The following is a 21,037-nucleotide window of genomic DNA, read 5'->3' as shown; positions in this document are numbered from 1 at the left end:
GGTACATATGTAGTGCACTCCCCTTGAGCGAGTCGGCCATGCTCGGCCCTCAATTCTCAAGGATGGAGAAAGCATGTACGCCACCCAACAAAGCCCTCTACCGAACGCGGCAGACAAAGCGGCGCTGCAGCGAATCGCCTATACCGTCGTGCAGAACTGCCCCGGCCTGCAGGACGCCGCCCATGAAGCCGCGCGTAATCTGCTGGAAGCAAAAGGCTTGTTGAGCCTCGATCCGGATCAGGTTTATTTCCATCGCTTCAAGACGGCCCAGAGCAGCACCCGCTCGTTTACCGGCTGGGAGCACATCCGCGAAAAACCCTACGAATCACTGACCCTGACACAGTTGGTCATTCATCGTTTCCGCGCCACCGACCAGGACAACGCCGACCTGCTCGATCTGTACGGCGGCTTCTACACCGAAGGTCCGCAGGGCGAGAACTTCGACGAAAAAAACCAGGTGTGCCTGCATGGCAACGAGGTCTTGAACGCGTTCTGGAACCTCGACTTCAGCGGCAACTACAGCACCACCCTGACGGACTTCTGGAACAGTCACAGCGAGGATTTCCGCACCTTGGCCAAGTGCAATTTCCTCAGCCGTGCGGTGCAGGCGCTGGACCTTGGGCAGCTCAGCGGCACTGACTTCCAATGGCTGACGGGCTCAGTGGTGGGGCCCGTCAGTTGGCCGGTGAGCCTGAGCATGCTGCAAGCGAGCCACACGCCAACGGGCGACGTATGCGCCTTCGACGTCGACGGGCATGTCGCCACGCAATTGCTGCGCATCGTCGACCCCGCCGGTCGCCAGATTATCTATCTGCCCAGTGATACCGAGGCGTTCGTGATCAAGGAAACGGCAGCGGACCTGCATTGGTGGGTACTGGATCAACTGAACGACGCAAAACGCTGCGCGAACTTCCTGGATCACTTTGCCCTCGCCGATCGTCAGCACATGAACGAGAACATGTCCGATCTGATGAACCGATTGGTGAGCACCTGGGGCCGGGCCGACCATCAGTTGATCAACCGCGCAAATCAGGTGCTGAGCGATGATGCATTCAACTGGCTGCGCGACTCGACCCGTCAGGCGATGTTTGCTGAAGCCCACCTGTCACTGACGTCCAATGGCGATCTGCGCGAAAAACTGTGGATCGGCTATCTGAGTGCCGGCCTCAAAGTGTTCGGTCCGATGGCCACTGTCGGTTGGCCGCTGGCGTTGCCGGTGATTGGCGCCACGGTGGCCAGCATGGGTCTGAATATCGATCAGGCGCAAAACGGCAAGACAAGGGCCGAACGCAAGGCCGGCGTGCTGGATGCGGTACTGAATGGCATCAACCTGTTACTCAATCTGCCATTGCTGATCGGCACCGGGCCGATGCTGGAAATGGGCGCCGAGGTCGATGCGGCAGAGGCCGCAGAAATGGCCGAGTACAGCGAAGCCTTGAACCCTGCCACCGAGGCTGGCAACCCAATGCAGATCATGGTGCCGGAGGATGTCGACATTACCGGGCCAAATCTCGATGAAACAGTCCTGGTTCCGGCGCAGAACGTCCCACCGCCAGCGGTGCCCGAGCGTTATCAATGCAACGAGTTGCTCGACGGTACGGCACTCGGCGAGGAGTCCGGGAAATTCCACGGAATCTACCGTCTCGACACGGATCCGCCCTATGCCATTTTGATGAATGACACGCCGTACTATGTGCGCTACTTCACCAACTCTCGGGGCAGTGGCGACTGGGCGATCGTTGACCCGGAGCGACCCAACCAGCTCGTCCACGCCCTGCCAGTCCGTCTCAATGGCGAAGGTGACTGGGAGCGCATGCCTGCACTGGGGCTCAGAGGTGGAGGTCAATGCATGGGCAAGCAATGCGCCCCCGATATCGAACTCGATACCTTCGAACCTGCACCGCCCGAGGTACCCGCTCAACCGGCGCAGGAACCGCAACCGTCGACATCGCGCCCTCCTCGTCCAGTGACCAGCGCCTACGATATCGATCCAACGGTGCGCAGTTCGATAAGAAGCTGGGCGTTGAACCTCGACGAGGCCCATGTCCAGTTGCAGCCCGACGGAGCCGGCGGCTTTGCCATGGACGATCCGTTCGAGTTGTACGCATCCGGTAAGCGCCAACTCTTGCAGAATTCAGCCAGAATTTTTTTCAAGAACCTGCCGTGGGTCATTCTGCCTGCGCGTCCGGCAATACCCGAAATCAGCCGCCTGATGCCGCTGGCCGATCTTGTCGACAGGATTTTTGAAAGTGCTTCAGGGCTGGTAGTGGGTGAAACCCTGAATCGCATCGCCAGCCTGCGTTTTCTGATTGAAAGCATGCCCGCGCTGGCCCGTCACGTAAAAACCCTCTACATGCGCGGACTGCTCAGTGACTTCGCTCAAGTTGAACTGAACCGCTATTTCAGCAGCGGCAACATGACTGCGCAATTACGCACTTACCTGAGCAGCCTGGGCACCGATCCCGCCGGTCGATTCAACCCGCTGGAACTGGTTCAGACCGCGCGAGCAAACGGTGTTCGGATCCAGGCGATCGACTGCGCCGCGAGCTACAAAATGAAAGCACCGCTGCCCTCCGTCGACGAGCAAATGATGAGCACCTACCTGGCAAACGACATCATGACCGGCGACGCTTACCTCAACAGCCCGGGAAAATGGCTCGTAGTGACGGATGCTCACAACACCAATACCTTCCGAGGACTGATGGGTATCAGTGAATTGAAGGGCGGAATCGGCCTGCGAATCGCTGAAGTCAGCATCGGTGAAGAGCTGGGTGTGGATGTCGATCCAGGGATTGAAGTACCACGCGACAGCCCGCCCGGGGCTACCGTCAGGCAAGGGAATCCGGACCTTCTTCGCGCCGATTTGCGCTGGAAAGTTCAGGCCCCCGAGGTGAGCTGGAACGAGGAGACGCTGGAGAATCTCTTATACAGGCGCGGCATGTATCTGTTCGAAAAAACAGGCGACAGCTACACCCTGATCCACCGCAGCAAACAGGGTTTGCTGCAACGCACACCGATCACTCGATCGAGTGACGGCAAGGTGTCCCTCCACCGACCTGCATGGCAGCGTGTGAATGACATTGAGTTCGCCAGCCTGAGGGACATGTCGGAACGACTATCCGATACCGGGCTGATATTGCGCAGCCGGATTCCCGATTGAGGCTGATCGGTTAGAAATGAACGCCGCAAACGCAGAGGCCGCGTGAAACATTGCTTCACGCGGCCTCTTGTTTGCCTGCACTCACACCGTCACGGCATGCGCGGGATCATTCCCACTCAATCGTCGCCGGCGGCTTGCTCGACACGTCGTAAGTGACGCGGGAGATGCCTTCGATTTCATTGATGATGCGGCCGGAAACGGTTTCCAGCAGTTCGTAAGGCAGGTGAGCCCAACGTGCGGTCATGAAGTCGATGGTTTCCACGGCACGCAGGGCCACGACCCAGGCGTAACGACGGCCATCGCCGACCACGCCAACCGATTTCACCGGCTGGAACACCACGAACGCCTGGCTGACCTTGTGGTACCAGTCGGCCTTGCGCAGTTCTTCGATGAAGATGTGGTCGGCACGACGCAGCAAGTCGGCGTATTCCTTCTTCACTTCACCGAGGATGCGCACGCCAAGGCCCGGGCCCGGGAACGGGTGACGGTAGACCATGTCGTACGGCAGGCCCAGTTCCAGACCCAGACGACGGACTTCGTCCTTGAACAGTTCGCGCAATGGCTCGACCAGTTTCAGGTTCATCTCTTCCGGCAGGCCGCCCACGTTGTGGTGCGACTTGATCACGTGGGCCTTGCCGCTTTTCGCGCCAGCCGACTCGATCACGTCCGGGTAGATGGTGCCCTGAGCCAGGTACTTGATGTTGTCCAGTTTGCAGGATTCGGCATCGAACACGTCGATGAAGGTACGGCCGATGATCTTGCGCTTCTTCTCCGGGTCGGCTTCGCCGGCCAGGTTATTGAGGAACTGGTCTTCAGCGTTGGCGCGGATCACCTTGACGCCCATGTTCTCGGCGAACATGGCCATTACTTGCTCGCCTTCGTGCAGACGCAACAGGCCGTTGTCGACGAACACGCAGGTCAGCTGGTCGCCGATGGCCTTGTGCAGCAGTGCCGCAACCACCGAGGAGTCAACACCGCCGGACAGGCCCAGCAGCACGTTGTCGGTGCCGACTTGTGCGCGGATGTTGGCGATGGCGTCTTCAGCGATCTTCGACGGGGTCCACAGGGCTTCACAGCCGCAGATGTCCAGCACGAAGCGCGACAGGATGCGACCGCCCTGCTTGGTGTGGGTCACTTCCGGGTGGAACTGCACGCCGTAGTAAGCGCGTTCGTCGTTGAACATGCCGGCGATCGGGCAGCTTGGGGTGCTGGCGAGGATGTGGAAGTCTGCCGGCATTTTGGTGACCTTGTCACCGTGGCTCATCCACACGTCGAGACCGAACAGGCCGTCGGCGTCGATGTGATCTTCGATGCCGTCGAGCAGGCGGCTCTTGCCGACCACGTCAACGCGGGCGTAGCCGAACTCACGCAGTTCGGAACCTTCCACCTTGCCGCCCAGTTGCTCGGCCATGGTCTGCATGCCGTAGCAGATACCGAAGACCGGTACGCCCAGGTCAAACACGGCCTGCGGGCAGCGCGGGCTGTTGGCTTCGTGCACGGACTCGGGGCCGCCGGCGAGGATGACGCCTTTAGGAGCGAATTCGCGGATCGCATCTTCGTCCATGTCGAACGGGTGCAGTTCGCAGTACACACCGATCTCGCGCACGCGGCGGGCGATCAGTTGGGTGTATTGCGAACCGAAGTCGAGGATCAGGATGCGGTGAGCGTGAATATCGAGGGCCATGATTCAGTCTCGTCTAAGTCATTCAGAAACAGTCGTGATTCAGAAACAACTCGGGGCTGAATCAAACAGCCCCGGTTGCTTTGCTTGTTGCTTGAAGGCTCAACCTACGCGGTAGTTTGGCGCTTCTTTGGTGATCTGCACGTCGTGAACGTGGGATTCGGCCATACCGGCACCGGTGATCCGCACGAACTCGGGCTTGGTGCGCATTTCTTCGATGTCGGCACTGCCGGTGTAACCCATCGAGGAACGCAGACCGCCCATCAACTGGTGAATGATCGCCGTCAGGGTGCCTTTATACGGCACACGGCCTTCGATACCTTCCGGCACCAGCTTCTCGGCGCCTGCCGAGGAGTCCTGGAAGTAACGGTCGGACGAGCCTTGCGCCTGGGACATGGCGCCCAGCGAACCCATACCGCGGTAAGCCTTGTACGAACGGCCCTGGAACAGTTCGATCTCGCCCGGCGCTTCTTCGGTACCGGCGAACATCGAGCCCATCATCACGCAGGACGCACCCGCCACGATGGCCTTGGACAGGTCACCGGAGAAACGGATGCCGCCGTCGGCGATCAACGGAACACCAGTGCCTTCGAGGGCAGCGGCGACGTTGGCGATGGCACTGATTTGCGGCACGCCAACACCGGCGACGATACGCGTGGTGCAGATCGAGCCTGGGCCGATACCGACCTTGACCGCATCGGCGCCAGCTTCGGCCAGGGCCTTGGCGGCAGCGCCGGTGGCGATGTTGCCGCCGATCACCTGCACTTCAGGGAAGTTTTCCTTGACCCAGCGAACGCGGTCGATCACACCTTTGGAGTGACCGTGCGCGGTGTCGACCACCACGACGTCCACACCGGCATTGACCAGCGCGGCAACGCGGTCACCGGTGTCTTTACCGGTACCGACGGCAGCGCCAACGCGCAGACGACCTTGATCGTCCTTGCTGGCGAGCGGGTAGGCTTTGGCTTTTTCGATGTCTTTGACGGTCATCATGCCTTTGAGGGCAAACTTGTCGTCGACAATCAGGACTTTTTCCAGGCGGTGCTTGTGCAACAGCTCGCGGACTTCGTTCTTGTCGGCGCCTTCGCGCACAGTGACCAGACGCTCTTTAGGCGTCATCACTTCGCGCACGGTGGCATCCAGACGTGTTTCGAAGCGTACGTCACGGGAAGTGACGATGCCGACCAGGTCGCCATCGTGCAGCACCGGAACGCCGGAAATGTTGTGCATGCGGGTCAAGTCGAACAAGTCACGCACCGTGGCATCCGCCTCGATGGTGATCGGATCCTTGACGACGCCGGCTTCGAACTTCTTGACCTTACGCACTTCGGCAGCTTGCTGCTCGATGGTCATGTTCTTGTGGATAATGCCGATGCCACCTTCCTGAGCCATGGCGATTGCCAGACGGGCTTCAGTAACGGTGTCCATGGCGGCAGAAACCAGAGGAATGTTCAGCTCGATGCCACGGGTAAGGCGGGTCTTGAGACTGACTTCGTTAGGAAGCACCTCGGAATAACCGGGCACTAGGAGAATGTCGTCGAATGTCAGAGCTTCTTGGCTGATACGCAGCATCGCGGGGGCTCCCGAGCGGGAAAATGGAAGCGCGCCATTATAGTCATCCACCCCCTGCTGTTCAATGTAAAACTCAGCCTAATATCAATGTTGCTGATATACGGAGATCCCCGCCGCTACAGCTCCACCTTGACCCAAGAGACAGGTTGATCGAGCCAATCGGCGAATTCGTCGATAAAGCTCTGCTTGAACCCGGCCTCCAGCCAGTTGTTGAAGATGAAGCCAAGGTTGGAGAACGCACACTCTTGCAAATACAGAAAGCCGTTGATGTCGTCTTCATGCCCGCATTCCGGGCAGGTGAAGTTGTCGGTGCGCCCGGGCATCCAGTCTTCCAGGCTTTCGAACAACGCTTCGCCAACCTCGCGGCGACACTCGGCGCAACCGGCTTCTTCGAGAAACCCCTTGGCCGGTGTATAGATGCAGCGTTTGGTGATGATCTCCAGCCCGTTGACCGGCTCGCCAAACGGCAGCGCCTCGGGATGCAGCACCACCGCCCGCGCGCCGTCAGCCAAGGCGTACCCCATGCGATTGCCGGTGCGTCCGCAGGTCGTGAGCTCTTCCTTGACGATGTTCTTGCGCACCAGCCAACGCACGATCGCCCGTGCCCGGGGTTCGTGGACCGGCAGGGTGGAGATTTTCGGGACGATGATGCTTTGCGAATTCATGGGTACAGCCTGCGACGTCAAATGGAAATTCTGCGGTGCTCACTCCGCTGCTTTCGCGGGCAAGCTCGCTCCGACAGATCTCGGCAGTCACAAATGTTGTGTACACCCGAGAGACCTGTGGAAGCGGGTTTGCCCGCGAAGGCGTCAGCGCGGCCGGCAGCTTAATCCCTGACAAAATCCGGTCAAGTGCCGAGATAGCGTCCGATCAACGCAATCCCGCTGGCCAGCACCAGCCACGTCACCAGCCGCACAAACGCCTCGCGCGACAAACGCATGGTCAACCGCCGCCCGATCCACAGTCCCAATGCCATGGCCGGCAACAGACACAGCGCCAGCATCAACAAGGGTAGCTCGGCATACACACCGGCGATGGCGAACAGGCTCAAACGCACCACCGTGCTGCAACTGATCAGCGCACTCTGCGTGGCCCGGGCCGCCTCTTTCGGCAGGCGACTGTTGAGATAGATCGCATACAAGAAGCCGCCACTGCCGAATAACGCCCCGAACAACCCGCCCACCGTGCCCATCGGCACGGCCCACGCCGCCGACAATTGCGTCGGCCGCACATTCACCCACAGGCTGTAAACGGCATAGGCGCTGATAAACAGCCCCATCAACAGCAACAGCACATCGGATTTGAGATTGAGCAGGAAAATCACCCCCAACGTGCAACCCACCGCCATACACGGCAACAAACGCAGCAGCTCGGGTTTCGCCACGTCCCGGCGCGAGGGCAGCAGATTGCCGAACGCCGCGACGAAATCCAGCAGCACCAGCAACGGCACGATTTTCGACAGCGGCATGAACAGAATCAGCATCGGCCCCGCGACCAGCGCCGTGCCGAATCCGGCAATGCCGAAGACAATATAGGCCAGCGTGATCCCCAACCCGATCATCGCCCAGCCACCCGCGCCCCACGTCCACTCACTCAACAACCCCAGCACACTCATCACTGCACATCCCCCATAAGCCTGAGATGACTTTAGCCAGCGCCAGGCGTTGCGACTAATATGTTCAAAGCCGCTTACTCATCTCGAAAAGGCATATCTCGTGCTCTCGACCCGTCAACTGCGCTACTTCGTGGAAATTGCCGAATGCGGCAGTTTCAGTGCGGCCGCTGAACGTCTGTTTATCGCGCAATCGGCGCTGAGCCGGCAGATCAAGGACATGGAAACCCACCTGCAAACGCCGCTGTTCGAGCGCACCGCGCGCCAGCCAAGGCTCACGGCGGCAGGTGAGGCGTTGTTGCCGCGAGCCAGAAACCTGCTCAATGAACTGAGCAAAGCCTGCACGATGGCAACCGAAGTCGGCACCGGCCAACGGGGCACGTTGCGCCTGAGTCACTCGAGCACCGTGTCGATCAGCGGACATTTATTACGTCGGATCAGCACTTATCTCGATCAGCAGCCCGGCGTATCGCTGGACCTCGGCAAGCTGTCCTCCGAGGCGCAGCTTGAAGAACTGGCTGAAGGACGTCTCGACGTTGGCCTGCTGCGCCTGCCGGTATTGCGTCAGCGTGAAGGGATTCAGGTGGCGCCGGTATTCACCGAACGCCTGCTGCTGGCGGTGCCGAACGATCATCGCCTGGCCGATTCGGCCTCTGTCGAACTGGTGCAACTGCGAGACGAGGCGTTCATCTCGATCCCTCATCCCCAGCGCGGCGGGCTCAGTTATCTGTGTGCCGACCTGTGCATGCGCCAGGGCTTTTTCCCCAAAGCCGCGCGGGTGATGTCGCGCAAGACCACTCAGCTGCAATTGATCCAGGCCGGATTCGGCATCGCCCTGCTGCCTGAGTCCATGCAGGACATCGCGCCGCCCGGCGTACGATTTCTTCCGTTGACGGATGCCGATTGCCAAAGCACCGTCGCCCTCGCCTATCGCCAAAATCCCACCCCGCTGATCCACCACTTCATCCAGGCTTTCAGCAATCCCCCATGTGGGAGCGAGCCTGCTCGCGAATGCGGACTGTCAGCCACTGAAGATGTCGAAGGATAAGGCGCTTTCGCGAGCAGGCTCGCTCCCACAATTGGATTTGTGGTGATTCATGGAGATTGATCAGCAAATGCCTTTAAACTGCGCCCCATGATTAAAGATCCCTTTTCAAGGCTCGGCCTTGACCGCGAAGTCCTGACCGTCAGCCAGCTCAACGGCCGCGCGCGGGTGTTGCTCGAAGACGTGTTCAGCAACATCTGGGTCGAAGGCGAAATCTCCAACCTCGCCCGCCCGGCGTCCGGCCATGTGTATTTCACCCTCAAGGACAGCGGCGCGCAGGTGCGTTGCGCGCTGTTCCGGCAGAACGCGGCGCGGGTGCGCCAGGCGCTGAAGGACGGCCTGGCCGTGAAAGTGCGGGGCAAGGTTTCGCTGTTCGAAGGCCGCGGCGACTATCAACTGATTCTCGACACCGTCGAGCCGGCCGGTGATGGCGCGCTGCGTCTGGCGTTCGATGCGCTGAAGGAAAAACTCAGCGCCGAAGGCCTGTTCAGCGCCGAGCGCAAAGTGCCGCTGCCGGCGCATCCGCAGCGCATCGGCATCATCAGTTCGCCGACCGGCGCGGTGATTCGCGACATCATCAGCGTGTTCCGCCGCCGTGCACCACAGGTGCAACTGACGCTGATCCCCACGGCCGTACAGGGCCGCGAGGCCACCGCGCAGATTGTCCGCGCACTGAAGCTGGCCGACGCCCGCGGTTTCGACGCGCTGATCCTCGCCCGTGGCGGCGGCTCGCTGGAAGACCTCTGGTGCTTCAACGAAGAGGCTGTGGCGCGCGCGGTCGATGCCTGTGTAACACCGATTGTCAGCGCTGTCGGCCATGAAACCGACGTGTCGATCAGCGACTTTGTTGCCGACGTGCGCGCCCCCACGCCGTCGGCGGCTGCCGAACTGCTCGCTCCCGACTCCAGTCACCTGATCCGTCAGGTCGAAAGCCTGCATCGCCGCTTGGTGATGCGCATGCGTGACCGCTTGATGCGCGACCGTCTGCGCCTGGAAGGCATGGCCCGGCGCCTGCGGCATCCCGGCGAACGTCTGCGCCAGCAGGCGCAGCGTCTGGATGACCTGGACATGCGCATGCGCCGCGCCTTCGAGCGTCAGCTCAATACTCGTCGCGAACGCCTGATCCGTCTGGAAACCCGACTCGCCGGGCAACACCCGGGACGCCAACTGGCGATGTTGCGCCAGCGCCTCGACAGCCTCGCCGAACGCCTGCCCCGGGCCATGCGCGAAGGCCTGAAAAGCCGTCGCCTGCAACTGCACAGCCAGATGCAGACGCTGCATGTGGTCAGCCCGTTGGCGACCCTCGGTCGCGGTTACAGCATTCTGCTGGATGAGCGTGGCCATGCGATCCGCAACGCCGCGCAGACCCACACCGGGCAGCGCCTGAAGGCCAGGCTCGGCGAAGGCGAACTGCAAGTGCGCGTCGAAGACAACCACCTGACGCCTGTCACCCTTTCTTTACTGGACTGATCCATGCCGCGTTTTTTCGCTCCGTTATTGTTGTTGTGTTTGACCACCTTCAATGCCCACGCCGACAGCTACATCACCCGGCTACTCAACAAACCGGTGCCGGGCGGTGTGGCGGTGGTTGATCTGGGCGCAGCCGCGCAGGCACCGAAAGCCACCTATCAGGGCAAACCGGTGCTGGTGGTGAAAGAACAGAACAACTGGCTGGCGATTGTCGGCGTGCCGCTAACCGTCAAACCGGGCGCGCAGCAGATCAGCAGTGGCGGGCGTAATCTGCCGTTCACCGTGGGCAACAAAAAATATCCGGAACAACGCATCACCCTGAAGAACAAGCAGCAAGTCAATCCGGATCAGTCGAACCTCAAGCGCATCGAGGGTGAACTGGCCGAGCAGATCAAGGCGTATCGCAGCTTCAGCCCGAACACGCCGAGCAATCTGCTGCTGGACAAACCGGTCAACGGGCCGCTGTCGAGCAAGTTCGGTGTGCGTCGTTTCTTCAATGGCGAAGAGCGCAATCCCCATGCAGGCCTCGACTTTGCAGTACCGGCCGGCACGCCGATCAAGACCCCGGCGGCGGGCAAGGTGATTCTGACCGGCAACTACTTCTTCAATGGCAACACGGTGTTTGTCGATCACGGGCAGGGCTTCATCAGCATGTTCTGCCATATGTCGAAAATTGATGTGAAGGTCGGCGATCAACTGGCCCGTGGCGCGGTGGTCGGCAAGGTCGGCTCGACCGGGCGGGCAACCGGGCCGCACATGCACTGGAACATCAGCCTGAACGATGCACGGGTGGATCCGGCGATTTTCATTGGCGCGTTCCAGCCTTAAACATTTGAATGGGCTGATGGCCTCTTCGCGAGCAAGCTCGCTCCCACAAGGATATGTGCATGAACACGATCCGATGTGGGAGCGAGCTTGCTCGCGAAGGCGGCCTGTGAAACACACTCATACCTGCCAACGCTCCACAATCCTCGATTGCGCCCCAATCTAGCCTCACGCAAACATCAATAAGATCTACTGCCTTAAGCGCAATAAAATCCTGCAAAACCCCAATTTCAGAGTATTCCTCTCAATTTTTTTCGACTGCTTGCCATCCTCTCCCCTCGCGGTTAGGGTTTAAGGCATGAAAACCTCTCACACCCTTATTCAGCTTCGCCAGCACCGCAGCCTGTGCCTCGTCAGCGCACGACTGCCGGGCTGAATCGCTGCGCCTCGTCCCACGCTTTTCCAAGAACTTTTGTTCCACCGGCAGGCCGCCTCTTTTCGGCCCAGACAATAAGGAATTTCCCGATGAGCATGCTCAAAGATCCGTCTTCGAAATACCGCGCGTTCCCCGTCATCAACTTGCCGGATCGCACCTGGCCGTCGAAAACCATCGACGCCGCGCCGATCTGGTGCAGCTCCGACCTGCGTGACGGTAACCAGTCGTTGATCGAGCCGATGGACGCGGTGAAGAAGCTGCGCTTCTGGAAGACCCTGGTTCAGGTGGGTGTGAAGGAAATCGAAGCCTCGTTCCCGGCGGCTTCGCAAACCGACTTCGACTTCGTGCGTACCCTGATCGAAGAAGGCCACATTCCGGACGACACCACCATCCAGGTGTTGACCCAGGGCCGTGAAGACCTGATCGAGCGCACCTTCGAATCCCTGCGCGGGGCGAAGAAAGCCATCGTTCACTTGTACAACGCCACCTCGCCGTCCTTCCGTCGCATCGTCTTCAACCAGGACAAGGACGGTATCAAGGCCATCGCCGTGAACGCCGCCAAGCTGTTCGTCAAATACGCAGCCATGCAGCCGGACACCGAGTGGACTTTCGAGTACTCGCCGGAAACCTTCAGCGCCACCGAGCTGGAATTCGCCAAGGAAGTCTGCGATGCAGTGATCGAGGTCTGGGACCCGACGCCTGAGCACAAGATGATCCTCAACCTGCCGGCCACCGTCGAATGCGCGACCCCGAACGTCTACGCCGACCAGATCGAATGGTTTGGCCGCAACATCAACCGTCGTGACAGCGTGATCATCAGCCTGCACACCCACAACGACCGTGGCACCGGCGTCGCCGCCACCGAGCTGGGCCTGATGGCCGGCGCGGATCGCGTCGAAGGCTGCCTGTTCGGCAACGGCGAGCGTACCGGTAACGTCGACCTCGTCACCGTGGCCCTGAACATGTACACCCAGGGCGTCGACCCTGAGCTGGACTTCTCCGACATCGACGGCGTGCGCAAGGTCGTCGAAGAGTGCAACCAGATTCAGGTGCACCCACGCCACCCGTACGTGGGCGATCTGGTCCACACCGCATTCTCCGGCTCGCACCAGGACGCGATCCGCAAGGGCTTCGCCCAGCAGCAACCGGACACCCTGTGGGAAGTGCCGTACCTGCCGATCGACCCGGCCGACATCGGCCGCAGCTACGAGGCGGTGATTCGCGTCAACAGCCAGTCGGGCAAGGGCGGTATCGCTTACTTGCTGGAGCAGGAGTACGGCATCAGCCTGCCACGTCGCATGCAGATCGAGTTCAGCCAGGTCGTGCAGCGTGAAACCGATCGCCTGGGCCTTGAGATGACCGCCAAGCAGATCCACTCGCTGTTGATCAGCGAATACCTGCAAGCCAACACCCCGTACGCACTGGTCAGCCATCGCCTGCAGGAAGAAAACGGCAACAGCGCCGTCGAAGTGGAAGTGGCGAGCAAGGGTCAGGGCGAAACCAACCTGCACTGGCGCGGCAAGGGCAACGGTGCGCTGGAAGCACTGGTGGCCGGCCTGCCGATTCCGGTGGAAATCATGGACTACAACGAACACGCCATCGGCGCGGGGACCAATGCCAAGGCAGCGGCCTACATCGAATTGCGGGTGAACGGCGAGCGTGCGGTACACGGCGTGGGCATTGATGAAAACATCACCACGGCCAGCTTCAAGGCCCTGTTCAGCGCGCTGAACCGCTCGTTGAGCCAGCCGGAAGCGAAAGCGGCTTAAGCCTTCGCTGGAATACACAAGGCCCCGGGGTGCGAACCTCGGGGCCTTTTTTTGCCTGCTAGCTTTACGCTGACTTCAGTGGCCTCTTCGTGGGCGGTGCGACGTTTCGACTTGCCCGCGAAAAAGCCAGATCAAGCGAGAAAAATCTCAGGCGTGCACATCGACACTCAACATTGCCTGCAACAAGGTCGCCTGCAGCACTTGAATGTTGCTGGCCGTCACGGCGATCTGTGTCTGGATCTCCATCACCTGCTGAGCCTTTTGCTCCGCGCTGGCGTTGCCGCGCTCGCTGCTGGCCAACTGAGCCTGCTGCTCGGCCAACAACTTCTGCGCCTCGGCGATCTGCTTTTTCAGGGCTTCGATCGGACTGCCAGCATCGCCGACTGAAGCGATGTTGGCATCTGCGCTGTTTACGCGCAGCTCACCGTCACCATTGGCATCGGTAGCGTTCAACGGGTTGGCGGTTTGCTCTTGCGGGTCGCGGATCGACACTTTTGACGGCGTAACCGGATAGGGATTGACGACGGTGGCGCTGATGCTGGTCATTGGAAAATCCTCCTTGGCTGTTCTTCCTATCGGCAAACGGCGCCAAAACTGAACGCAATTGTATGAGTGTTCATACAAACCTCAGATGAACTCGAAGGTGTCCGCGTCCAGATTCGCCGGAAAGCGCTCGCGATAAGCCGCCAGCGGCGCGGCTTCCAGTACGGCCTTGAACACACCGTCGGCCTCCCCTGCCGCCAGTAACATTTCGCCCTGGAAATCCAGGACCTGACTGTCGCCGGTGTAAGCGAAGCCCTTGCCGTCGGTGCCGACACGATTCACCGCCGCCACGTAACAGAGGTTTTCGATGGCCCGCGCCGGCAACAGGCGATTCCAGTGCAGACGCCGAGCCCCCGGCCAGTTGGCGGTGTACAGCAGCAAGTCAGTGTCCTGCGCATCACGGCTCCACACCGGGAAGCGCAGGTCGTAACAAATCAGCGGCCGTACCCGCCAGCCCTTGAGTTCGAACTGCACCTGGCGTTCGCCGGGGGTGTAGTGGTTGTGCTCGCCCGCCATGCGGAACAGGTGACGCTTGTCGTAATGCAGCACTTCACCGTCCGGCCGCGCCCACAACAAGCGATTGCGATGGCTGCCGTCGGCCGCCTGAATGATCACGCTGCCGGTGATCACGGCATTGAACTTCGCCGCCTGCACCCGCAGCCATTTGCTGGTCGGGCCATTTTCGGCTTCGGCGAGGGTCGCGGACTCCATGGAGAAACCGGTAGTAAACATCTCCGGCAGAATGATCAGATCCGCACCGCGCGCCTGTTCCAGTAACTGCTCGAAATGCTCGAGATTGGCCTGGCGATCGTGCCACGCCAGACTGGTCTGGATCAGCGCCAGATTGAGATCGGGTAACGCACTCAGATCGCGCATAGTTTTGCCGCTGCTTCGCGCAGCGTCTCCTCGCGTTTGGCGAAGCACAGACGCACGAGGCGCTGGCCTTCGGGTGGATTCTGGTAGAACACCGACACTGGAATACTCGCCACACCGTGCTCGCGGGTCATCCACATGGCCATCTCGACGTCATTCAGGTCGGGGCGGATCTGCGAGTAATCGACCAGTTGAAAATAGGTGCCGGTGACCCGGGTAAAGCTGAAGCGCGACGGCGCCAGCAGATCGCAGAACAGATCGCGCTTGGCCTGATAGAAGCCCGGCAATTGCTCCACGTGCTCGGGATGCTCGGCCATGTAATCGGCCAGGGCATATTGCAGCGGCGTCACACCGCAGAAACTGACGTACTGGTGCACCTTGCGCAGTTCGGCGGTCAGCGCCGGGGGAGCGACCACATAGCCAGTCTTCCAGCCGGTCACGTGGTAAGTCTTGCCGAACGAGCTGACGACGAAGGCGCGCTGATACAGCTCCTCATGGGCCAGTACGCTGACATGCGGCACGCCGTCGAACACCAGGTGTTCATAGACTTCGTCGCTGATCAGGTAGATGTCGCGCCCCCGGATCAGGGCCGCCAACTGGTCGAGCTCGGCACGGCTGATCAGCGCGCCGCTGGGGTTGTGCGGGGTGTTGAGAACGATCATTTTCGTGCGCGGACTCAGGGCCGTGGCGAGCTTGTCGAAATCAATGGAGAAATCGTCCGGGCTCAGTTGCACATGCACGCAACGGCCACCTGCCAGCTCCGTCGCCGGCTCGTAGCTGTCGTAGCACGGGTCGAAGACGATGACTTCGTCGCCGCTGTGGATAATTGCCTGAATCGCACAGAAGATCGCCTGAGTCGCGCCCGGTGTGACGGTCACTTCGTGGTCGGCATCGACGTTAACCCCGTAACTGCGGGCAATCTTCGCAGCTATCTGCTGACGCAACGCCGGCAGACCGGTCATGGGTGAATACTGGTTATGGCCGCCGGCAACGTGCCGAGCCACCGCATCGCGCAGGGATTGCGGACCGTCGAAATCAGGGAACCCCTGGGAAAGGTTGATGGCCCCGGTTTGCGCCGCGAGCTGAGACATCTGCGTGAAAATCGTGATGCCGACATTCGGCAGCTTACTGGTGATCATCGGAAGCCCCTTGCAGGTGAATTGCAAGTTTCAAGCGTCAAGCTGCAAGCTGCAAGCAAAAACCCGCGCCCACAAAAAAGGGCTTCATACGAAGCCCTCTCTGCTTTATCGCTTTTACTTGAAGCTTGCAGCTCGAAACTTGAAGCTGCTTTTTACTTCTTGTCGCGACGCTTCTTGCTGGCTTTCTTGTTGTGCGACATCAAACGACGCTTCTTGTTGACCTGACGGTCGGTCAGCGTGTTCTTGTTGCCTTCGTACGGGTTCTCGCCACCCTTGAACTCGATGCGGATCGGCGTACCGACCAGCTTCAGCACACGACGGTAGGTGTTTTCCAGATAGCGCACGTAGGACTTCGGCACTTTCTCGATCTGGTTACCGTGGATCACGATGATCGGCGGGTTAGCCCCCCCCAGGTGAGCGTAACGCAGCTTGATCCGGCGGCTGTTGACCATCGGCGGCTGGTGCTCGCTGACCGCGTCTTCAAGGATCTGGGTCAGGCGGCTCGTCGGCCAGCGGGTGACCGCCGACTTGAACGAGTTCTGCACCGAAGCGTAGAGGTTGCCCACGCCGGTACCGTGCAGCGCCGAGATGAAGTGGATGTCGGCGAAGTCGACGAAGAACAGGCGACGCTGCAGCTCGACCTTCACAAAGTCTCGCTCGCTCGGCGTCATGCCGTCCCACTTGTTGATCGCGATCACCAGCGCCCGACCGGCTTCAAGGGCGAAGCCCAGCAGGTTGAGGTCGTGATCGACCACGCCTTCGCGGGCGTCCATCACGAAGATCACCACGTTGGCGTCTTTGATCGCCTGCAGGGTTTTGACCACAGAGAACTTTTCGACTTCTTCGTGGATCTTGCCGCGCTTGCGCACACCGGCGGTGTCGATCAGCGTGTACTTCTCTTCATTCCGTTCGAACGGGATGTAGATACTGTCGCGGGTGGTGCCGGGCTGGTCATAGACGATCACCCGGTCTTCACCGAGCATGCGGTTGACCAGGGTCGATTTACCCACGTTCGGACGGCCGATGATGGCGATCTTGATCCCGTCTTTTTCGCTCGGGCCAGGAATGCGCTTGGCTTCCTCGCCTTCGGCAACGATCTCTTCCTCTTCGCCTTCCTGCGGCTCGTCATCGTCACGCGGGAAATCGCTCAGAGCGGCTTCCAGCAACTGCGTGATACCACGGCCGTGAGCACCGGCGATCGGGATCGCGTGGCCCATGCCCAGCGGGGCGAACTCGGCGCGAGCCATTTCCGGGTCGATGTTGTCGACCTTGTTGGCCACCACGTGGGAACGCTTGTTACGTTTGCGCAGGTGTTCGGCGATCATCTGGTCGGCGGCGGTGAAACCAGCCTTGGCATCTACCAGGAACAGAACAACATCTGCCTCTTCGATGGCCAGCAGCGACTGCTCGGCCATTTTTTCGTCCATACCATGTTCGTCACCGGAGATACCGCCGGTGTCGATCAGAATGTAGGAACGCCCTTGCCACTTGGCCTCACCGTACTGGCGATCACGGGTCAGACCGGACAAGTCGCCGACAATAGCGTCGCGAGTCCTGGTCAGGCGGTTGAACAAGGTGGATTTGCCGACGTTCGGTCGGCCCACCAGGGCGATTACGGGAACCATGCGGCTCTCCACTTCGTTATTTCAGAAAATACAAAAGCCGCTGCGAGGCAGCGGCTGGTGCTCGGGGCAACACTGTGGGAGCGGGCTTGCTCGCGAAAAACGCTAACAGCACCGCGTCTATTCAGGCTGTACGCGTCATCGTTGACGCCCTTCGCGAGCAGGCTCGCTCCTACCAGTGAAGCTGCCTGGGGGTGTTAACCCCAAGCATAGTTCTTACTTGATGGTCAGGGCTTCCAGTTTGCCGCTGTTGCCATACACATAAATCGTGTCACCCACCACCAGCGGACGGGCACGCAGGCCGTCGCTGTCGATGCGCTCACGGCCGACGAAACGACCGTCAACCTGACTCAGCAGGTGCAGATAACCTTCCAGGTCACCTACTGCAACATAGCTGGAGAACACTTCCGGAGCCGACAGTTGACGACGAGCCAGCGAGTCATTGCTCCACAGCGCGGTGGTGGAACGCTCGTCGACGCCTTCAACGGTGCCCGAGGACAGGCTCACGTAAACGCTGCCGAAACCTTGGGCAATACCGGCATAGCTCGACGCATCGCGCTGCCAGAGTTGACGGCCGCTTTCCAGATCCAGTGCCGCCACGCGACCCTGATAGCTGGCCACGTACAGGGTGCCGCCGGACAGCAGCAGGCCGCCGTCGATGTCGACCACGCGCTCCAGTTCCGAACGACCCTGTGGAATCGCGATCCGTTGTTCCCAGACCGGCACGCCGTTGGAAATGTCCAGCGCGACCACTTTACCGGTGGACAGACCTGCCACCGCGAGGCGGTTGGTCACCAGCGGTGCACTGGTGCCACGCAGGGTCAGCACGGCCGGGGTGCTGTCATACACCCAGCGTTGCGTACCGGTGGCAGCATCCAGACCGATCAGACGATCGTCCTGGGTCTGCACCACTACGACGTCACCGTTGTTGGCCGGCGGTGCGAGGACTTCACTGGTCACGCGCGCGCGCCACTTCTCTTCACCGTTGCTGGCGTCCAGAGCGACAACTTCGCCACGCAGCGTACCGATCAGCACCAGACCGTAGCCAACGCCGACAGCGCCGGAGACAGGCAGATCAAGATCCTGCTTCCATTTCACGTCGCCATTGCCGCGATCCATGGCCATCACCACGCCGGTTACATCGGCGGCGTAGATGGTGTCACCGTCGATCGCCGGCACCAGCATGTTGTAGGTTTCGCCCTGACCGTCACCGATCGAACGACTCCACTGCTTGTGCAGAACCACTTCTTCTTTGAAGTCGGTCAGCTCGGCCGGTGGCAATTCTTTTTTGCTGTTGCTGCTGCAACCCGCGGCCAACAAGGCCAGAGCCAGCAATGCTGCATGCTTCCAACGGATCACGTCACGCATCCCCTTTGGCCAGGTCGTCGAGCTTGATTTGAAGGCCACCGACCGCCGCTTCATCCGACAGTGCTGCCTTGGCTTTTTGATACGCCTTGTTCGCGTCATCGGTACGGCCCAACTGCACCAGCAGGTCGCCCTTGAGTTCTTCGCGAGTGGCCAGGAACGCTTTGTCGGCGTCGCCGTCGAGCAGTTTCAGGGCGTCTTCGGCCTTGTTCTGCGCGCCGAACACCTGCGCCAGACGCTGACGGGCGATTTCGCCCAGCGCCGGGTTGGCCGGTTTGTCGACAATGGCTTTGAGCTCGGTCGCCGCATCGTCCAGCTTGCCGCTGTCGACCGCCACTTTTGCCACGAACAGGCTGCCGTACTGCGCGTACGCGGTGCCGCCGAATTCGCTGTTGAGCTTGCCGGCCAGATCCGCAACGCGGGCCGCATCAGGCTTGCCGTCAGGCGTCAGCGTGGTTTCCAGCAGTTGCTGATAAAGCACCGAGGCGCCTTGCGACTGGTTGCTCTGATACTTGTGATAAGCCTGCCAGCCGAACACGATAACCAGTGCCAACAGGCCGCCGGTGACCAGAGGTTTGCCGTTGCGTGTCCACCAGTCCTTCAAATCCGCCAACTGTTCGTCTTCGGTACTCGACACCCCAATACTCCTTAATCGCTAAATCGGCTGTTTAGACAGCTTCAACCCTGCACGACGCAGGTGGCCAGGTGAGCGGCGAGCGCATCCCAGGCAATGCTTTGTTGTTCGCCCTGGCCACGCAGGGGTTTGAAACCTACCACTTGCTGGGCCATTTCGTCGTCACCCAGGATCAGTGCGTACAGCGCACCGCTCTTGTCGGCTTTCTTGAACTGGCTTTTGAAGCTGCCGGCGCCGGCATTGACTTGCAGACGCAGGTTTGGAAGCTGATCGCGGACACGCTCGGCCAGGGCCAGGCCGGCCAGTTCGGCTTGCTCACCGAAGGCGCAGAGGTAGACGTCGACCTGACGGGAGATTTCTTCCGGGATCTGCTCGAGGGTTTCCAGCATCAGCACCAGACGTTCGATGCCCATGGCGAAACCCACGCCGGTGGTCGGCTTGCCGCCCATTTGCTCGACCAGACCGTCGTAACGACCGCCCGCGCAGACAGTGCCCTGGGCGCCGAGCTTGTCGGTGACCCATTCGAATACGGTTTTGCTGTAGTAATCGAGGCCGCGTACCAGCTTCGGGTTGAGCACGTACGGAATGCCGACGGCATCCAGACGCGCCTTCAGGCCTTCGAAGTGGGCACGGGATTCGTCATCCAGGTAGTCCGCCATCTTCGGCGCACCGACCAACACCGCTTGAGTGTCGGCATTTTTGGTGTCGAGCACGCGCAGCGGGTTGGTTTTCAGGCGACGCTGGCTGTCTTCGTCGAGCTTGTCGTGGTGCGCCGAGAGGTACTCGACCAGCGCTTCACGGTAACGACCACGGGACTCGCTGGTGCCCAGGCTGTTGAGTTCGAGCTTGACCGCATCACGGATGCCCAGCTCGCCCCACAGGCGCCAGGTCATGATGATCAGCTCGGCGTCGATGTCCGGACCGTCGAGGTTGAACACCTCCAGACCGATCTGGTGGAACTGGCGATAGCGGCCTTTCTGCGGACGCTCGTGGCGGAACATCGGGCCGATGTACCAGAGTTTCTGCACCTGGCCACCGCCGGTGATGCCGTGTTCGAGCACCGCACGCACGCACGCCGCAGTACCTTCCGGACGCAGGGTCAGGGAGTCGCCGTTGCGGTCTTCGAAGGTGTACATCTCTTTTTCGACGATGTCGGTCACTTCACCGATCGAGCGCTTGAACAGCTCGGTGAATTCGACGATCGGCATGCGGATCTGCTTGTAACCGTAGTTATCCAGCAAACGCGCAACGGTGCCCTCGAAATAACGCCACAGCGGGGTCTGTTCGGGCAGGATGTCGTTCATGCCACGTATGGCTTGCAAAGACTTGCTCACTTTAAATCCTTAAATTC

16 protein-coding genes are annotated in these 21,037 nt (G+C 60.5%); 5 read left to right on the top strand and 11 right to left on the bottom strand.

Translation table 11 applies throughout. The features are described from left to right. Window positions 1-73: 73 nt before the first annotated feature. Window positions 74-3,160, top strand: coding sequence for a membrane-targeted effector domain-containing toxin (locus tag K5Y35_RS13165; protein WP_222834355.1), 3,087 nt, complete (start codon window positions 74-76; stop codon window positions 3,158-3,160). Window positions 3,161-3,266: 106 nt separating this feature from the next. On the opposite strand, the gene guaA is transcribed toward K5Y35_RS13165, so the two are convergent. The 4 genes from guaA to K5Y35_RS13145 form a co-directional block, all read right to left on the bottom strand. Then, window positions 3,267-4,844, bottom strand: coding sequence for a glutamine-hydrolyzing GMP synthase (gene guaA, locus K5Y35_RS13160; protein WP_123466063.1), 1,578 nt, complete (start codon window positions 4,842-4,844; stop codon window positions 3,267-3,269). Window positions 4,845-4,943: 99 nt separating this feature from the next. Then, window positions 4,944-6,413: an IMP dehydrogenase gene (gene guaB / locus K5Y35_RS13155; RefSeq protein ID WP_123466061.1), complete on the bottom strand. Its 1,470-nt coding sequence runs from the start codon at window positions 6,411-6,413 to the stop codon at window positions 4,944-4,946. Window positions 6,414-6,529: 116 nt separating this feature from the next. Continuing rightward, window positions 6,530-7,078, bottom strand: coding sequence for a sugar ABC transporter ATPase (locus K5Y35_RS13150; protein ID WP_123466059.1), 549 nt, complete (start codon window positions 7,076-7,078; stop codon window positions 6,530-6,532). A gap of 182 nt (window positions 7,079-7,260) precedes the next feature. Beyond that, the gene (locus tag K5Y35_RS13145; RefSeq protein ID WP_222834354.1) at window positions 7,261-8,028 is read right to left on the bottom strand and encodes a sulfite exporter TauE/SafE family protein; all 768 of its coding nucleotides are present in this window, start codon (window positions 8,026-8,028) and stop codon (window positions 7,261-7,263) included. Between the two features lie 100 nt (window positions 8,029-8,128). Here K5Y35_RS13145 and K5Y35_RS13140 point away from each other — a divergent pair, with 100 nt between their 5' ends. From K5Y35_RS13140 to leuA, 4 genes are all read left to right on the top strand, one after another. Then, a complete protein-coding gene (locus K5Y35_RS13140; RefSeq protein WP_222834353.1) occupies window positions 8,129-9,073 on the top strand; it encodes a LysR family transcriptional regulator in 945 nt (314 codons plus the stop codon). An 87-nt stretch (window positions 9,074-9,160) separates the two neighbouring features. Further along, a complete protein-coding gene (xseA, locus tag K5Y35_RS13135) occupies window positions 9,161-10,540 on the top strand; it encodes an exodeoxyribonuclease VII large subunit (protein ID WP_123466054.1) in 1,380 nt (459 codons plus the stop codon). A 3-nt stretch (window positions 10,541-10,543) separates the two neighbouring features. Continuing rightward, window positions 10,544-11,368 carry a M23 family metallopeptidase gene (locus K5Y35_RS13130; protein WP_186748227.1) on the top strand — a complete coding sequence of 275 codons (825 nt, stop codon included), beginning with the start codon at window positions 10,544-10,546 and terminating at the stop codon, window positions 11,366-11,368. Between the two features lie 462 nt (window positions 11,369-11,830). Further along, on the top strand, window positions 11,831-13,510 hold the full coding sequence (gene leuA / locus K5Y35_RS13125; protein WP_222834352.1) for a 2-isopropylmalate synthase: 1,680 nt from the start codon (window positions 11,831-11,833) through the stop codon (window positions 13,508-13,510). A gap of 147 nt (window positions 13,511-13,657) precedes the next feature. Here leuA and K5Y35_RS13120 read toward each other — a convergent pair whose 3' ends face one another. From K5Y35_RS13120 to hisS, 7 genes are all read right to left on the bottom strand, one after another. After that, window positions 13,658-14,056 carry a hypothetical protein gene (locus K5Y35_RS13120; RefSeq protein WP_222834351.1) on the bottom strand — a complete coding sequence of 133 codons (399 nt, stop codon included), beginning with the start codon at window positions 14,054-14,056 and terminating at the stop codon, window positions 13,658-13,660. 81 nt (window positions 14,057-14,137) lie between these two features. After that, complete coding sequence (locus K5Y35_RS13115; RefSeq protein WP_222834350.1) at window positions 14,138-14,929, bottom strand: amidohydrolase; 792 nt, start codon at window positions 14,927-14,929, stop codon at window positions 14,138-14,140. Then, the gene (locus tag K5Y35_RS13110; RefSeq protein ID WP_128616294.1) at window positions 14,917-16,065 is read right to left on the bottom strand and encodes a pyridoxal phosphate-dependent aminotransferase; all 1,149 of its coding nucleotides are present in this window, start codon (window positions 16,063-16,065) and stop codon (window positions 14,917-14,919) included. Before K5Y35_RS13110 ends, K5Y35_RS13115 begins: the two co-directional genes overlap by 13 nt. A gap of 152 nt (window positions 16,066-16,217) precedes the next feature. Continuing rightward, complete coding sequence (der, locus tag K5Y35_RS13105; protein ID WP_123466043.1) at window positions 16,218-17,690, bottom strand: ribosome biogenesis GTPase Der; 1,473 nt, start codon at window positions 17,688-17,690, stop codon at window positions 16,218-16,220. A 213-nt stretch (window positions 17,691-17,903) separates the two neighbouring features. Continuing rightward, window positions 17,904-19,055, bottom strand: coding sequence for an outer membrane protein assembly factor BamB (bamB, locus tag K5Y35_RS13100; RefSeq protein WP_222834349.1), 1,152 nt, complete (start codon window positions 19,053-19,055; stop codon window positions 17,904-17,906). Continuing rightward, on the bottom strand, window positions 19,048-19,689 hold the full coding sequence (locus K5Y35_RS13095; RefSeq protein WP_123466039.1) for a YfgM family protein: 642 nt from the start codon (window positions 19,687-19,689) through the stop codon (window positions 19,048-19,050). The genes bamB and K5Y35_RS13095 overlap by 8 nt, the downstream gene beginning before the upstream one ends. Window positions 19,690-19,730: 41 nt before the next feature. Beyond that, window positions 19,731-21,020, bottom strand: coding sequence for a histidine--tRNA ligase (hisS, locus tag K5Y35_RS13090; RefSeq protein WP_123466037.1), 1,290 nt, complete (start codon window positions 21,018-21,020; stop codon window positions 19,731-19,733). Window positions 21,021-21,037 lie beyond the last annotated feature (17 nt).

The organism is Pseudomonas sp. SC3(2021) (genome assembly GCF_019856535.1).
GTDB classification, from domain to species: Bacteria; Pseudomonadota; Gammaproteobacteria; order Pseudomonadales; family Pseudomonadaceae; genus Aquipseudomonas; species Aquipseudomonas monsensis.
Note: the sequence above shows the minus strand (reverse complement) of the source record. Positions and strands in the feature narration are given on the sequence as shown.